14 protein-coding genes are annotated in these 16,465 nt (G+C 48.9%); 13 read left to right on the top strand and 1 reads right to left on the bottom strand.

Annotated features, from left to right (window positions below; all coding sequences use genetic code 11):
• The first annotated feature begins 51 nt into the window (after positions 1 to 51).
• The 5 genes from AC3WTJ_RS19285 to AC3WTJ_RS19265 all read left to right on the top strand — a co-directional run bounded on the left by AC3WTJ_RS19285 (position 52) and on the right by AC3WTJ_RS19265 (position 4,503).
• Complete coding sequence (locus AC3WTJ_RS19285) at positions 52 to 1,605, top strand: RNA polymerase sigma factor (RefSeq protein ID WP_492523189.1); 1,554 nt, start codon at positions 52 to 54, stop codon at positions 1,603 to 1,605.
• Positions 1,606 to 1,671: 66 nt separating this feature from the next.
• Positions 1,672 to 2,451, top strand: coding sequence for a VOC family protein (locus tag AC3WTJ_RS19280; RefSeq protein WP_492523188.1), 780 nt, complete (start codon positions 1,672 to 1,674; stop codon positions 2,449 to 2,451).
• Between the two features lie 87 nt (positions 2,452 to 2,538).
• On the top strand, positions 2,539 to 3,375 hold the full coding sequence (locus AC3WTJ_RS19275) for a sugar phosphate isomerase/epimerase family protein (RefSeq protein ID WP_492523187.1): 837 nt from the start codon (positions 2,539 to 2,541) through the stop codon (positions 3,373 to 3,375).
• 193 nt (positions 3,376 to 3,568) lie between these two features.
• On the top strand, positions 3,569 to 4,174 hold the full coding sequence (locus AC3WTJ_RS19270; protein ID WP_492523186.1) for a nitroreductase family protein: 606 nt from the start codon (positions 3,569 to 3,571) through the stop codon (positions 4,172 to 4,174).
• A gap of 26 nt (positions 4,175 to 4,200) precedes the next feature.
• Positions 4,201 to 4,503: an MFS transporter gene (locus AC3WTJ_RS19265; RefSeq protein WP_492523185.1), complete on the top strand. Its 303-nt coding sequence runs from the start codon at positions 4,201 to 4,203 to the stop codon at positions 4,501 to 4,503.
• A gap of 65 nt (positions 4,504 to 4,568) precedes the next feature.
• Here AC3WTJ_RS19265 and AC3WTJ_RS19260 read toward each other — a convergent pair whose 3' ends face one another.
• Complete coding sequence (locus AC3WTJ_RS19260) at positions 4,569 to 4,973, bottom strand: CBS domain-containing protein (protein ID WP_127457179.1); 405 nt, start codon at positions 4,971 to 4,973, stop codon at positions 4,569 to 4,571.
• Positions 4,974 to 5,227: 254 nt separating this feature from the next.
• On the opposite strand from AC3WTJ_RS19260, the gene AC3WTJ_RS19255 reads away from it, so the two are divergent.
• From AC3WTJ_RS19255 to AC3WTJ_RS19220, 8 genes are all read left to right on the top strand, one after another.
• Positions 5,228 to 6,199 (top strand): Gfo/Idh/MocA family protein, encoded by a 972-nt coding sequence (locus AC3WTJ_RS19255; RefSeq protein ID WP_492523184.1) that lies wholly within the window; start codon positions 5,228 to 5,230, stop codon positions 6,197 to 6,199.
• A 207-nt stretch (positions 6,200 to 6,406) separates the two neighbouring features.
• Entirely contained in the window at positions 6,407 to 7,549 is a 1,143-nt protein-coding gene (locus tag AC3WTJ_RS19250; RefSeq protein ID WP_492523183.1) for an acyl-CoA dehydrogenase, read from the top strand.
• A 33-nt stretch (positions 7,550 to 7,582) separates the two neighbouring features.
• The gene (mmgD, locus tag AC3WTJ_RS19245) at positions 7,583 to 8,692 is read left to right on the top strand and encodes a citrate synthase (protein ID WP_492523182.1); all 1,110 of its coding nucleotides are present in this window, start codon (positions 7,583 to 7,585) and stop codon (positions 8,690 to 8,692) included.
• A gap of 39 nt (positions 8,693 to 8,731) precedes the next feature.
• Positions 8,732 to 10,180, top strand: a complete 1,449-nt coding sequence (locus AC3WTJ_RS19240) for a bifunctional 2-methylcitrate dehydratase/aconitate hydratase (protein WP_492523181.1) — start codon at positions 8,732 to 8,734, stop codon at positions 10,178 to 10,180.
• 50 nt (positions 10,181 to 10,230) lie between these two features.
• Entirely contained in the window at positions 10,231 to 11,139 is a 909-nt protein-coding gene (gene prpB, locus AC3WTJ_RS19235) for a methylisocitrate lyase (RefSeq protein ID WP_492523180.1), read from the top strand.
• Positions 11,140 to 11,209: 70 nt separating this feature from the next.
• Entirely contained in the window at positions 11,210 to 14,449 is a 3,240-nt protein-coding gene (icmF, locus tag AC3WTJ_RS19230; protein ID WP_492523179.1) for a fused isobutyryl-CoA mutase/GTPase IcmF, read from the top strand.
• A 23-nt stretch (positions 14,450 to 14,472) separates the two neighbouring features.
• Positions 14,473 to 15,483: a thiamine pyrophosphate-dependent dehydrogenase E1 component subunit alpha gene (locus AC3WTJ_RS19225; protein ID WP_492523178.1), complete on the top strand. Its 1,011-nt coding sequence runs from the start codon at positions 14,473 to 14,475 to the stop codon at positions 15,481 to 15,483.
• Position 15,484: 1 nt separating this feature from the next.
• A complete protein-coding gene (locus tag AC3WTJ_RS19220) occupies positions 15,485 to 16,465 on the top strand; it encodes an alpha-ketoacid dehydrogenase subunit beta (RefSeq protein ID WP_492523286.1) in 981 nt (326 codons plus the stop codon).

The raw sequence follows: 16,465 nt of genomic DNA, 5'->3' as shown, positions 1-16,465 counted from the left end.
GGTCTTTATTAGCGAATATAGACGGGAAATAAACACGGCAGGAGGTTGCCAGTGGGGGAGCATAATGAATTGCCCGATCTTATATGCCGCGTCAAAGAGGGAGACCCGATTGCTTTTGAGCTGCTGCTCAGCGCATATCGTTCAGCTGCCTTATCTTGGGCGCAAGCCGTCGTTCGCGATGCTTTTCTCGCCGAAGACGTGGTCCAGGAAGCTTTTCTCAAAGTAAAAGATAACATACACGCTCTGAAAGACGATGAGAAATTCGGTGCGTGGTTTCGGATTATGGTACGCCGAATCGCGATGAATTCGATTCGTGGAGCCGCTAACCGGAGCGAATATGTTACGGAAGAAATACCGGAAACAGGTTGGGAAGCGTTTAGCGGGGGCGAAGCGTTCAGTCCAGAAGCCTGGCAGGAGCGAGAAGAAGGCGAAGACCTGATTCGCAGTTCCATGCGCCTGCTTTCTGAGCAGGCACGCGAGGTATTAAGTGCGAATGCATTTGAGGATGCGACGACGGAAGAACTGGCTGCCCGCTTCGGGATGAAACCCAGCAATATTTACAATTTGCTGTCTCGTGCTCGGGTGAAAGCCAATGAAGAGCGATTCCGCAAAGAAATCGAGCGTTATCTGGAGGGACGGAAGCAGAATGGTCACAGATCCGCCAGAATGCTGCCGCTTCCGTTGTTTTCACGGCCTTATGCCTTTCTATCGGTTATGATTGGTGAAGCGCTTCGAACGGTAGGTGAGGAACACATTTCTCATACGGAGCTGATGGGGATCTCAGGGGATGCGTTTCGATTGAATGTGGCGACAAGCTGTCATTCGCAAGGAATTTCAACGTTTGACTGGAGTTACACCGCCTATCGCATTCTGGAGCGGCTGGGCATTCGCGGAACCTGTTTTGGACGTCCTCAACGAAAGACGTTAACACCCGAACAACAAGTTCATATCTTATCCATTCTTCATGGCTCTATCGATCAGGATGTTCCTGCGATTATTTGGAACATGCAAAGCAATGAGTTTGGGTTTATCTACGGCTACGATGACAGCGAGCAGAAAATCCTGTATCTGGGTCATAATGGAGTTGAACGTATTGTCCGTTATGACCAGTTGGGACGAAAGGCTGATCAACCGCCATTGTTCGTGCTTGGTATTCGCGGGAAAGTGGCGCCTTCTCAGACAGTGGACGCCACATTGCGAGCGATTATTGAACATGCAAGAGGGAAAGAGCCTCCTCTGGCTGGCTACGCCTTCGGCCTTGACGGTTACCGCCTCTGGCTGGAGGCAGTAGAGGATGGTTCACTTGATTTGCAGGGACATGCCTATCAAGTGGCGATTCTAGTCGAAGCTCGGCTGCATGCGGCTAAATATTTGCTGGAGCTGTCGAATAACAGCAGCAACAATGTCTGGCGCAAGCAGCGGCTTGCTGAAGCGGCAGCGTGCTATACGAAAGTCAGTGAATCGTTTACTCGCTTGTATCCGAGTTTTCCATTCGGATATGGAGGCAGTCATGCAGGCCGAATGAGCAAGATTAGAGATGAATTACGGTTCGCTTGGGAGGCCGAAAAAGAAGGTATTCATATAATTGCATCAATTGTGGAATGAGCGTGATAGAAATTACACAGTCGCTGTGTCTTTAAGTTGAACGACTAACTAAGGAGGAAAACGAAGATGTCACATCCGATTAATGCTTTTATGCCAGCCGTATTTGTTCCCGTTCATGATCTTAAACGCGCTATTGAATGGTATGCGAATTTGTTTCAGCGCCCGATCGTGCCTCAGCCTGATCAGGACACCCATGGTATTTATATTTTTGCTATGGAGGAAATGGAAATCATTCTGGACAAAAATACCTGGGGGTCTCCACCGACAGTGATGTTCGATGCTCATGATATCCATGCTGCCCATCAATTTTGTGAGAATAGACCGCATACGGTATTAACAGAAGCTTTTACTGATGAGTATATATCCGTTTTTAATATAAACTCTCATATGGTTTGTAAAGCGAATCGTGATTTAGGTCCAAAACCGGCAAGGCCAGCAAATGCCTATTTACGAAAAATTAGTCGTATCTTGGCGCATACCGATGATATCGAGGATACAACGGCTTGGTATGAAGCTTTTGTAGGGAAAAAAGCTGGTTCAGACCCTCTTTTCGGCGACTTGCCAGCGATTCTAATGGATCGAGGCCCTCATTTGCTTATTGACGATAACCGGCTGAGTCATTCTCAAAGCAAATACTTTGAGCAGCTCCAGGTGGAAACTCGCACGAATCCGATTATGATCATTGAAACGCCGAATTTGGGCGCTGCCCTTGATCATGTTCGTTCTGTAGGTGGTCTTGTTAGAGAGGGGATTGAAAAGCGGTTGGGGGTTACCTGTTTCGAATTTCAAGATCCTGATGGCAACGGATATCTGGTTGTGGAAGAAGTGGACAAAACAGCACAATAAGAGATGAGACGGCGAGATGGCATATGGTGTTCAACGAGGCGAATTTGGTAAAATATAACCAAATAATGCTAGGGAAGGGTTGACCATATGCCATTTTTATCATTGACGAGTTGGAGCTTGCACAGACTGCTGGGACCATTACGCTGGACGCGCTGGGATGAATCAACACGCTCACAGATTACGGCTGCGCAAGAGCAACCGGAACATCTTACACTGCTTGAGCTTCCCTCTGTGCTGGCCGATAAAGGGTTTGCCTCTTTGGAGGTTTGCCATTTTCATTTTCCGGAAACGAGCGAAGCGTATCTTACAGCACTGAATCAATCATTCCAAGCAGCGAATGTTCGCTTTTACACGCTGCTGCTCGAGTATGGCGATATCTCTAGCGCTGATGAGTTTCGCAGAGCCTCGGACATCGCATGGATCAAGGGATGGATCGATATTGCTGCCATTGCAGGAGCTGAAAGAATTCGTGTGATTGCTGGCGATGCGGAGCCTACAGACGTACAAGCTTTAGAGCGTTCCGCTAAAGCAATACAAGAATTAGGCGAATACGCCAGTTCGCGCGGGGTTAGGGTGGTTACAGAAAACTTCCACTCACTGACTTCTGTGGCTGATAATTGCCTTGCTTTGCTGGAGAAATGCGAAGATGTCCTTGGGTTCACATCCGATTATGGCAATTTCAAAGGAAGCGACAAGTTCGATGCGCTCGCCAAAACGATCCCATTCAGTGAATCCATCCATGCCAAAGCGCAAACGGATAGCGAAGGATATCCGGATGAAGAAGAGTTCATTCGCTGTATGGAGATTGCGAAGCAAGCAGGGTACGAAGGGCCGTTCACACTCGTCTATGATGGACCTGGCGACATGTGGGATGGAATTGAGCGTGTTCGGAAGCTTGTTGCTCCGTATGTCACATCAAAGTGAAGTTGTGTATATTCTGATAAAGTTCATCGGAATACAAGAAATATTATTGACGACACTTCCTCTACAGTGATACTGTGTATATACAAGGACTACCGTTCAAACGGAGACACTTTCTCTATCGAGAGAAGTTGTCTCTTTTTTTTATTTACCAGCCAATCAGGCATTAGTAAAAAGTAGAAAGGAATGATTTCATATGACAACCCATGTACAGCAAACTGTCTTACTCCCAGAGGTAGAGGAGAACCGGCAAGGAGATTATCCGGTTCACTCGCTTTTTCTGAATCGCTGGTCCTCTCGTGCTTTTGAACCGAAAGAGGTAGCCGACGAAACGTTGTATACAATCCTGGAAGCCGCGCGCTGGGCGCCATCCTCAAGCAATTTGCAGCCATGGCGATTTATCGTTGCGAAAACGGAAGCTCAGAAGCAGAAATTTCAATCGTTCATTAAGCCAAATAACCGCTTGTGGACGGATCATGCCCCAGTACTTGTCCTCGTTTTATCGCACAAGCTCCGTCAAGACGGAGCTCTGAATGGCGCCCACGCGTTTGATGCCGGTGCGGCTTGGGCTTCGCTTGCTTTTCAAGCCCATTTACTGGGTCTTGCAACGCGAGCTGTCGGTGGCTATGACAGAGACATCGCCCGTGAAGTCCTCGGCGTATCCGAGGATTATGATCTGCATGCGGTGATCACTCTAGGCTATCGCGGTGCAAGTGAGCGTTTGCCAAGTGAACTGCAAGAGCGCGAACTGCCGAATGGCCGCCGTCCGCTTAGCGAAAGCATTATCGAAGGCTCCTTCTAGTTGGATGGAGTCATGGAGAAAACAGTTTGGGGCTGTGCGTAGCAGGTATGATGCCGAATATCCAGGCACAGGTGAGAAAATTGGCTCGCCAAGGGATGGAAGGTCAGACATTTGCCATGGTGAATGCTTGGATGTTTCTCGGGTGCTTATTAGGCCCGTTATCAGGCGGTGTCATCATGGCACGTTTCGGCGTGGAGGGTTGGTTCATTATGGCTATGATTGTCTATGCCGTATCGTTCTGGCAATCTTTCCGGATCAGTCGAGTCCAGTCGATGACGGTTCAGCCAGAAAGAGGGCACGTACCTATCGCGGAGATAGGGGCCAAATAATTGTTGATCAGGGCGCTTTCAAAAATAAAAAGGAACTGGGCGCACAGCCCCAGTTCCTTTTTATTTTAGTCCGTAATGTTATTCATATAGTAGGCGATGATATCTTTGCGGCGAATAATACCCAAGAAAATTTGTTTGTCATCGACGACAGGAACAAAGTTTTGATCGGCTGCTTTGGCCAGCATATCCTCCATAAACGCATCAATGGAGACACATTCGTTTCGAATATGTTTTTTTATGCTGCTAACCGGAATCTCATCCATGTTCTCAAACGTAACGCCAGGTTTATTTTTGAGCGTCCACAACAGGTCGCCTTCGGAAAGTGTGCCAACGTACTTTCCGCCTTCATCGACGATGGGAAGTGCTGTATAATAGTGCTGCTCTAATTGTTCCATTGCTTCCTTCATGGAAGAGGTTGACTTAATAAAGGCTACTTTGTCTTTCGGAAATAAAAATGAGGCAGTTTTCATGGTCAGTAATTACCTTTCAGGGAATTTTCAAAACATGATACATCCATTAAACCATACTTTCGGCAAGATGACCTTGAAAGATCTTGCCAAATTCGACAGAGACTTCATTATCATATACCCAAATCAACATAATTACTAACATTACGATTAAAATTTTATCAGAAAAAATAAGTAGAGAAAAGATTGGCATCTGCGTATATACTTGTCTTATGGGAATCTATGCTAATTTGAACCACTAGGAGGCGTATATCAACATGTTGAAAATTGCAATTGCCGGAACAGGATGGTTTGCTGAGAAGCACGCAAGTTTGTTAGCTGCTAGGGAGGATGCGCAAGTCGTTGCTTTTCTTGGTTCTTCGCTGCCAAAGGCGGAGAAGATGGCGCAGAAATTCGCAGGCGCACAAGCTTTTGACGAGATAGAGCAGATGCTTGATACAGTAAAACCAGACGCTGTATACATAAGTGTGCCGCCTATGGCGCATGGTAGTATTGAAGATGCCATCGTTCAGCGAAATATCCCGTTCCTGATTGAAAAGCCGATCGCGTTGGACATGGAAACTGTGAATCGCATCCAAGATCAGGTGAGTAGCAGGAATATCATCACCTCGGTGGGTTATCATATCCGATATACGGACACCGTGCAGAAGGCGAAAGAGCTGCTGGAAACCCGCAAAGTCGGAATGGCGGTTGGCAGTTGGTTAGGAGACATGCCGGGTGTTCATTGGTGGCGTAAGCAAAACGGGTCCGGCGGACAATTTGTCGAGCAAACAACGCATATTGTGGATTTGGTTCGCTATTTGGTCGGCGAAGTGGAAGAAGTGTACGCGGTTTATGCGCAGCGCCACATGCATACGAAGCACGACGGCGTTGAAGTGGCAGATGTCGGTGCTGTGACATTGAAGCTCGCAGGTGGAGCTGTTGCGTCCATCACGAATACGTGTATGCTGCCTTTCGGCCATCGATCGGGATTGGAACTGTTTACGGATAAAGGTGTTCTGGAAATTCATCAAAACCGGTACTTAAAGAATCATGAAAGTACGCAAACAACGGAGTATAAGAACCTCCTCAATCCTTATGCAATTGAGACGGATGCCTTCTTGCATGCAATCAAAACCGGAGACCGGTCACGGATTTTGACAGATTACGCCGACGCCGCGGTCACGCTTCGCATTACTTTAGCAGCATTGGAGTCTTCTGTAAGCGGATTGCCTATTAAATTAAGATAGTCATGAGTACAAACATCGCGAAATTGCGGTGTTTTTTTCATGGGCGGGTAAATTCATAGCCTGTCAGGTATAAGCCTTCAGAAAGGCGTGTATATATAAAACATGTTATTGGAAGCGGTTACAACTTGTCCCATGAAGAAGCAAATCACCGATCTTATCCTCGGCTAAACATGCAGGAATAGCGATCATGTCGAAGGAGGCGGTCATATGGAACTGTCCTTGACGGAAGAACAGAATATGATTCGTGCTATGGTGCGGGATTTTGCCAAAAACGAAATTGAACCTACGGCTGCTCAAAGGGATGAAGAAGAGCGATTCGATCGGACTCTATTCGATAAAATGGGCGAGCTTGGCCTGACGGGAATCCCGTGGCCTGAAGAGTACGGGGGGATCGGAGCCGATTTCTTGACGTATGCCATCGTCGTCGAGGAGCTCTCGAAGGCCTGTGCTTCTACAGGTGTGATGTTATCCGTCCATACGTCATTGGTTTCATGGGCGCTCTCGAAATACGGGACGGAAACGCAGAAAAAGGCGTTTTTGACGCCGCTGGCTCAAGGCAAGAAGCTTGGCGCTTACAGCTTGACAGAAAGCGGTTCGGGCTCTGATGCAGGAGCAATGAAAACAACGGCTGTCAAGGACGGGGACTATTATGTGCTAAATGGATCAAAGCTATTTGTCACCAATGGCGGAGAAGCGGACGTCTATATCGTTTTTGCGATGACGGATCCAGTGAACAAGAAGCGCGGGTGCAGCGCATTTCTTGTGGAGAAAGGGATCGAGGGTTTTATTTTCGGCCACAAGGAGAAAAAATTGGGCATTCGTTCTTCGCCAACGCTCGAGCTGCGATTTGAGAACTGCCGGGTGCCCGAAGGACATTTGCTCGGCGTAGAGGGAGAGGGCTTCCGAATCGCGATGCGAAGCCTGGACGGCGGGCGTATCGGCATTGCCGCGCAAGCGCTCGGGATTGCCCAAGCGGCGATGGAGGCATCGATTAGCTACGCGAAGCAGCGCAGGCAGTTCGGAAAGCCGATCGGTGAGCAGCAGGCTATTGCTTTTAAACTTGCGGATATGGCTACCAAGATTGAAGCAGCCAGACTGCTGACCTATCAAGCCGCGTGGAAGGAAAGTAAAGGTTTGCCCTATGGGAAGGATGCCGCCATAGCGAAGCTTTTTGCCAGTGATACAGCTGTGGCTGTCAGTCTTGAAGCTGTCCAAATTTTCGGTGGTTACGGGTACACGAAAGATTATCCGGTTGAACGGTATATGCGCGACGCGAAGGTTACACAAATCTATGAAGGGACGAATGAAATTCAACGTATTGTGATTTCCCGCATGCTGCTTGCCGACTAGACGCGGCAGGAAGAGAGAAAGGGGAGCGATGAGATGAGTAACAGCTATCACCCTGGACTGGAGAACGTTATTGCTAGTGAAACGGGAATTTCGTATCTGGATGTCGAGAAGGAAGAAATTGTTGTTCGCGGATATGACCTCATCGAGCTTGCGCAGCATGTTAGCTATCTGGATGTAGCAGGCTTATTGCTTGAAGGACTTCTGCCTGATGAAAATGAACGATCCTCGTTCGAAGAAAGAATTAAGGATGAATATGGATTGCCATCGAACATTTGTTCTATCCTTCGTTTACTGCCAGAGCAAGCGAACCTAATGGATGTGCTGCGAACGGGGATTTCAGCTTTGGCTAGCTACGATGACGAACTTGAAGATCGTTCTAAGGAGGCAAATACGCGAAAAGCGATCAGGTTGCTGGCAAAGGTACCGCAAATTGTAGCAAGTGGGTATCAAGTTAAAACCAAACAAACGTTCGTAGAACCGCGAAAAGACTTATCCTATTCAGCTAATTTCTTGTACATGATAACGGGTCAAGTACCTACGAAGATGGAAGAGGATATTTTCGACCAATCCCTCATCGTCTACAGTGAGCATGAAATGCCGAATTCTACATTTGCAGCAAGAGTGATTGCTTCGACGCAGTCCGACTTGTACGGCGCGCTTACCGGGGCGGTTGCCTCGTTGAAAGGGACGCTGCACGGCGGCGCTAATGAAGCTGTCATGGAGATGCTGCTTGAGGCAGGTTCGGAAGGCAACTTGGAAACACTCATGTTAAGCAAATTAGCTCGGAAGGAACGCATTATGGGTTTCGGTCATCGAGTTTATATGAAAAAAGCCGATCCGCGCGCGTTATTGATGAAAGATGCGTTAGCTGCGCTTTCGTTAGAGAAAAACCAACCTGAGCTGTATACGATGTGTGTGGTTGGTGAAGAAATCATGAAACGCGAGAAGAATCTGCATCCGAACTTAGACTACTATGCAGCTCCTGTCTATTATTTGCTCGGCATTCCGATTGAATTGTTCACTCCGGTATTTCTCGCTGCCCGTACGATTGGCGTTAGCAGCCATGTGATGGAGCAGCACGCGAATAATCGGCTATTCCGGCCTCGTGTCCTGTACACAGGACCTCGCAACTTACATCCTTGAGCGCTGGAAATTCATTTGCCAGAAAGGACGACATTGTGAATGAGCGGATTCGAGAACTCGGCCGATAAGGAGATGACTTTTGACCCGTTAATTGAAGTAATAGCCGATTATGCACTGAACGCGCATATTGAAAGTGAAGAAGCGTATCGCATTGCGCAGCATGTGTTGTTGGATTCCCTGGGAACCGGGTTGCTGGCGCTGCGTTTTCCGGAATGTGTGAAACATCTGGGACCGATTGTGCCGGGAGCGAGCTTGCCTGGAGGCGCCCGAGTGCCGGGTACACGGTACGAATTGGACCCGGTGCATGCGGCATTCAATATCGGGTGCATGATCCGATGGCTCGACTATAATGACACGTGGTTGGCCGCTGAATGGGGGCATCCATCCGATAATTTAGGCTGTATCGTGGCGCTTGCCGACTACATTAGCCGCAGCAGGGTGGCAGAGGGCAAAATGCCGCTCTACGTGAAGGATATTCTTACGATGTCCATTAAAGCGCATGAGATTCAAGGCGTACTGGCCTTAGAAAATAGTTTAAATCGTGTGGGATTAGACCATGTTCATCTTGTGAAAATAGCGTCAACGGCCGTAGCGACTGCCATGCTTGGCGGAACGAAGGCAGAGGTGTGCAGCGCGCTCTCGAATGCCTGGATCGATGGAGCCAGTTTAAGAACATACAGACATGCGCCTAACACAGGCTCGCGCAAGTCCTGGGCTGCAGGGGATGCGACTAGTCGCGCGGTGCGTCTGGCTTTCATGGCTGTCGGCGGTGAGATGGGTTATGCAACCGCGCTTTCGGCCAAAACATGGGGTTTCCAGGATGTGTTATTCCGAGGCAAGGAGCTGATCTTAGGGCGAGAACTGGGTTCCTACGTGATGGAAAATATTTTATTCAAAATTTCGTTTCCAGCCGAATTTCATGCGCAGACAGCTGTGGAATGTGCGCTAGAGCTGCATCCTTTGGTACATGAGCGTATAGCGGATATTAAGTCTATCACGCTTACGACCCATCAATCCGCCATCCGGATCATTGATAAGAAAGGTCCTTTGTTTAACCCGGCGGATCGGGATCATTGCTTGCAGTACATGGTTGCCATCGGGCTGCTGTACGGGACATTGACGGCTGAGCATTATGAAGAAGGCATCGCGAAAGACCCGAGAATAGATGCGCTTAGGGCGAAGATGTTCGTCACAGAAGAGGAGCAGTACAGTAAGGATTATCTGGACCCGGACAAACGCTCGATTGCGAATGCGGTGCAAATTCATTTTCAGGATGGCACTTCAACGGAGAAAATTGTCTGCGAATACCCGATCGGTCATCGCAGACGGCGTGCTGAAGGGCTGCCTAAGGTGATCGAGAAGTTCGAGACGAACCTTCTGACCCGCTTCCCTAGGAAAAAATCATCTGACATTTTGAACCTCTCGCTTGACTATGAGCGTTTCATTCAGACGCCATGTCAGGAGTTCCTATCGCTTTTCGTTATTTGACCGATGGTTTGCACCAAAAAACATGAAACATGATCATGCAGGAGGTTCCTATGGCATGGCTCATTGAAGAAGAACCTGAGCAAAGGGAGTTAGCCGCTCGTTTTCGCCAACTCGTCGAAGCGGGTCCCATTGTTAAAATCCCCGGCGCCCACGATGGAATGGCAGCTCTAATCGCCAAACGAGCTGGATTTGATGCCATTTATCTCTCCGGTGCTGCGTATACAGCCAGCAGAGGGCTGCCGGATTTGGGCCTCATCTACTCGAATGAGGTGGCGGAGCGCGCTCGTGAACTGGTTCGTGCGGCAGGTCTTCCGCTGTTGGTAGACATCGACACCGGATTTGGAAGTGTTCTGAATGCCGCACGAACAGCGAAGGAGATGGTGGAAGCCAAAGTCGCAGCCGTTCAACTGGAAGACCAAGAAATGCCGAAGAAATGCGGCCATTTGAATGGGAAAAAGCTGGTTTCCGCCGAGGAGATGATGCAAAAAATTCAAACGATCAAGACCGTTTCCCCCTCTTTATATCTAATTGCCCGTACGGACGCCAAAAGTGTAGAGGGAATGGACGCGGCGATCGCTCGAGCGAAACAATATGTGGCTGCAGGCGCAGATGCAATTTTCCCGGAAGCGTTGGAGAAAGAAGAGGAGTTTCTCAAATTCAGCCAAGAATTAACCTGTCCCTTGCTGGCGAATATGACGGAGTTCGGAAGAACGCCGTATTTTACGGCGCAGCAGTTTGAAAGTTGGGGTTTTGGCATGGTGATTTATCCCGTGACTTCGCTGCGTGTAGCGGCCAAGGCGATGGAAAGGTTGTTTGAGGAAATCCAGATGACAGGTTCGCAGAAGGAAAAGATAGACCACATGCAAACACGCAGCGAGCTGTACGATACGATTCGTTACTTTGAGTATGAAGCGCTGGATGGGAAAATTGCCAAAACCGTTTTGCCCGAGAGGGGCTAGGCCTCACTGATATCTTAATGTCGGTGGGGTTTTTGTGCACATCCGCCATCCGAGGAGAGGAGGTCCAGCGGTGTCATCAGGGAAACATAAAGTGCGATTCATCACTGCTTCCGCTTTGTTCGACGGCCATGATGTGTCCATAACGATTATGCGGCGGATTCTGCAAGCTAGTGGAGCGGAAGTGATTCATCTTGGTCATAACCGGTCGGTTCAGGAGATTGTGCAGGCAGCGATTCAGGAGGATGTACAAGGCATTGCCGTTTCCTCTTATCAAGGCGGACATGTCGAATTTTTCACCTATATGATCGATTTGCTGCGTGAAAAAGGTGCTTCCAGCATAAAAGTTTTCGGTGGAGGGGGCGGTGTCATCCTGCCATCGGATTTTAAACGGCTGCATGCGTATGGCGTTACACGTCTTTTTTCGCCGGACGATGGCAGGGAGCTAGGGCTTCAAGGGATGATTTCTTACATGATGAAGGAGTGCGATTTCTGTACGGTTGCTACCGATAGGAATAGAGCTAACGGCACTGAAGCGGTGATAGATCATAGATCTCTGGCACAGCGTATAACAATGGCAGAACTCTCAAGTGATAACACAGCGGACAAATCGCCAAACCCGCCAGAACCTAATTTGCCATCACAGGTGTCTCCTTGTCCAATTGTCGGCATTACGGGCACTGGAGGCGCAGGGAAAAGCTCCTTAACGGACGAAATTGTCCAGCGTTTTCTCCGGCAATATCCGGATAAGACGATAGCGATTCTATCGGTTGATCCAACTAAACAGCGAAGCGGGGGAGCTTTGCTTGGCGATCGGATACGCATGAATTCCGTCCATTCCGATCGCGTGTATATGCGCAGTATGGCTACACGCGGATCAGGCAACGAATTATCCACTGCGCTTAGCCCGGCAATCGCTGTTCTGCAGGAAGCGGGCTTTGATCTGATCCTTGTCGAGACAAGCGGAATTGGCCAAGGCGATCACCAGATCACAAAACTGGCGGATGTCTCCCTCTATGTCATGACAAGCGAATTCGGCGCGCCATCGCAGCTAGAGAAGATCGATATGCTCGATTACGCAGATTTGGTGGCAATTAATAAATTTGACCGGCGAGGGTCTGAAGATGCTCTTCGGGATGTGAAGAAGCAGGTGCAGCGAAATCACGGCAGATTCTCTGAGCCTTATGAATCAATGCCTGTTTATGGCACCATGGCTAGTCAATTTAACGACGTGGGTGTGGATGCGTTATTTCAAGCCATCATTCAGACTTTGAACCGCAAATGTTCAGTGCAATGGCCGATTGATGGATTCGGCTCGGCTTCACACGCGAAAACGCATGTCATCATTCCAGTGGATCGTACGCGATATCTCGGTGAAATCGCACAGTGTATTCGGTCCTATCATGCTTTTGCGGAAAAGGAGGCAGAGCTGGCGAGCGTCTTCTACCGGCTCGATGGAGCTATTGCTGCCGCAAGGCATGCGCAAGCTCCAGAAGAAAGTTTAACTTCGCTGCATGCGCTTAAGCTGAATGTTGAGAATCAGATGCACAAAGATACGCTCCGCATGCTTGCACAGTGGCCCGAAAGTCAGAAACAGTATGGCGGCAAAACGTTCATTACACGTGTTCGGGAGAAGGAAATCGTGACGGAACTTACTACGACAAGCTTATCAGGAACGGATATTCCGAAGATCAGCTTGCCGAAATATAGAGATTCTGGCGACATTATTCGATGGCTGTACCGAGAAAATGTGCCTGGAGAATTTCCATTTACCGCAGGCGTGTTTCCATTCAAGCGTACCGCCGAGGATCCCAAACGCCAGTTCGCAGGGGAAGGCACGCCGGAACGAACGAATCTGAGATTCCATTATTTGTCCAGAAATGATCAAGCCAAACGTCTCAGCACAGCTTTTGACTCTGTCACCTTGTACGGGGAAGATCCCGACGAACGTCAGGATATTTATGGAAAAATAGGCGAAAGCGGCGTCAGTATCTGTACGTTGGATGATATGAAAAAGCTGTATGCCGGCTTTGATCTGTGCGATCCGATGACGTCTGTTTCTATGACGATTAATGGGCCTGCGCCAATCATTTTAGCGATGTATATGAACACAGCGATGGACGATCAGATTGAGCGTTTCGCACAGAAAAGCGGAAGAGAGCCAGCCACGGATGAAGTGTCCGAAATTCGCAGGGCAACGCTGAAGGCGGTTAGAGGAACGGTGCAAGCGGATATTTTAAAGGAGGATCAGGGACAGAACACCTGTATTTTTTCAACGGAATTCGCGCTGCGAATGATGGGCGATATCCAGCAGTATTTTATCGATCAGGAAGTACGTAATTATTATTCAGTTTCCATCTCGGGTTATCATATCGCGGAAGCTGGGGCGAACCCGATTTCTCAGCTCGCTTTCACACTGGCGAACGGCTTTACTTATGTAGAGTATTATTTGTCCCGTGGCATGTTGATTGATGACTTTGCACCTAATCTTTCATTCTTTTTCAGCAATGGGTTAGATCCGGAATATACGGTTATCGGGCGGGTCGCGCGCCGCATTTGGGCTACGGCAATGAAAATGAAATATGGCGGGAACGATCGCAGCCAGAAGCTGAAATATCACATTCAAACTTCCGGGCGTTCGCTACATGCGCAGGAAATGGATTTTAATGACATTCGAACGACCCTTCAAGCCTTGATGGCGCTGCTGGACAACTGTAATTCGCTGCATACGAATTCTTATGATGAGGCTGTAACGACGCCTACGGAAGAGTCGGTTCGCCGAGCGATGGCCATTCAGTTAATCATTACGAAAGAGCTTGGTTTCATTAAAAACGAAAACATGCTTCAGGGCTCTTTTATCATCGAGGAATTGACGGATCTGGTCGAGGAGGCTGTCCTGCAAGAGCTGGATCGCATTAGTGATCGTGGCGGCGTGCTCGGTGCCATGGAGACGCAGTATCAACGTGGTAAAATTCAGAATGAATCGATGCTTTATGAGATGAAAAAACATCAAGGGGACTTGCCGATCATTGGCGTCAATACATTCTTGAATCCTAATCCACCTGAGGGGGACATGGATATTCCGCTTGCCAGGGCATCAACCGCAGAGAAAGATCAACAAATTACTCATCTTCGGGAATTTCTTGATCAAAATCAACAAGCAGCTCCAGCAGCTTTGCAGAAACTTCAGGAGGTGGCGCTTTCAGGCGGAAATATTTTCGCGGAATTAATGGAAACCGTCAAAGTGGCAAGTCTCGGGCAAATTACACGCGCGCTTTATCAAGTCGGCGGGCAATATCGCAGGAACATGTAAAGAACAGAAGAGGAGGAATGGCGATGTCTTCTCAGCACATGCTCAAGCATCAACAGCTGGGTTTAACGGACGATGACGTGCTGAAGATGTATGCTTACATGCTGAAAGCGAGAAAATTCGATGAACGTGCTACGCTGCTGCAAAGATCAGGCAAAACGGCATTTCACATCTCCAGTATCGGCCAAGAAGCGGCACAGGTGGCGGCAGCGTTCGCTTTGGATAAACAGCAGGATTATTTCCTTCCTTATTACAGAGATTACGCCTTTGTGCTTACGATTGGCATGACGGTTCAGGAGTTGCTGCTGGCGGCGCTGTTCAAAGCAGAGGATGTTAACGGGGGCCGGCAGATGCCAGGGCATTTCGGTTATAAAAAGCTCCATATCGTATCCGGCTCAAGCCCTGTAGCAACGCAAGTTCTGCATGCGGTTGGCATTGGGCTCACTGCTCTGATGAGGAAGGAAGAACATGTGGCGTTCGTGACTTTTGGGGAAGGCTCGAGTAATCAGGGCGATGTGCATGAGGCTTTCAATTTCGCCGGAGTATTCAAGCTCCCTGTGATTTTCCTGTGTGAAAACAATCAATATGCGATTTCGATTCCTGCCCATCGGCAGGTTGCCGGCCGTGTCGTTGATCGCGCTGCAGGGTATGGGTTTCCAGGCCAACGTGTTGACGGCAACGATGTTCTGGAAGTTTATCGCGCGGTGAAAGAAGCGAGAGAACGTGCCGTTCGCGGCTATGGCCCTACATTAATTGAAGCGATGATGTATCGAATTCCGCCTCATTCCACCGCCGACGACGATATGCTCTATCGAACGAAGGAAGAAGTGGATTACCACAAAGATCAGGAGGGCGTTCAGCGGTTCCGGCGTTATTTGATGGAAAGTGACGTACTTAGTGAGGATTTGGATCGAGCCTTGCAAGAGAATATTGCCAAGGAAGTGAATGAAGCCACAAAATACGCTGAAAAATCGCCATTTCCGGCACCGGAGGACGTGCTTCGGCATGTCTATGCGGAAGATGGGGGTGAGGTTTGAGATGCCGATTATCACTTATTTGGAGGCCATTCGTTCAGCGATGTCGGAGGAAATGCAGCGGGATGAAAACGTGTTTGTACTTGGCGAAGATATTGGAAAAGGGGGTGTCCTGAACGCCACGAAGGGCATGCGCGATAAGTTCGGCGAGCTGCGGGTGCTCGATACGCCGCTTTCTGAATCAGCCATCGTAGGCGTCGCCATCGGGGCGGCGATGGTTGGGATGAGGCCGATTGCAGAAATTCAATTTGCCGATTTCATATTTCCGGCAGCCAACCAAATCATTAGCGAAGCCGCCAAGATTCGTTATCGCTCTAACAATGACTGGCATTGCCCAATTGTCATTCGTGCACCTTACGGCGCCACAGGCGGCGGGGGCTTGTATCATTCACAATGTCCCGAATCGGTGTTTTTTGGGACGCCGGGCCTCAAAATTGTCGCTCCGTCCACCGCTTATGACGCCAAGGGATTATTGAAAGCAGCGATTCGTGACGACGATCCGGTTCTCTTTTTCGAGCATAAAAAATGTTACCTCTCCGTTTCGGACGAAGTTCCTGCGGATGATTATACGGTACCCATCGGTAGAGCAATAACTCGACGCGAAGGTAAGGATATTACGGTCATTGCTTACGGTTTATCCGTTCAATATGCCATGAAAGCAGCGGCTGAACTGGAGTTGGAGGGCATCGGTACAGAGCTTCTTGATCTGCGAACCCTGCATCCGCTTGATAAAACGGCTATTTTTGAGGCTGCAGCGAAAACTGGAAAAATTCTCATTGTTCACGAGGATAACAAGACCGGTGGTATTGGTGCTGAGATATCAGCGATGTTGGCTGAACACCTGTTGTATGAGCTGGATGCTCCCATCATGCGTTGCTGCCCGCCGGATGTTCCTCCTGTCGGGATGGCGCCGACACTGGAGAAATTTTACCTGCCGAGTATAGATACTGTGAAGGATGCGATGCGCCAGCTAGCGGAATTGTAG

This window comes from Paenibacillus sp. FW101-FHT12H11 (genome assembly GCF_058790355.1).
The sequence above is the reverse complement of the archived record's forward strand: the minus strand, read 5'-3'. Positions and strand labels throughout refer to the sequence as shown.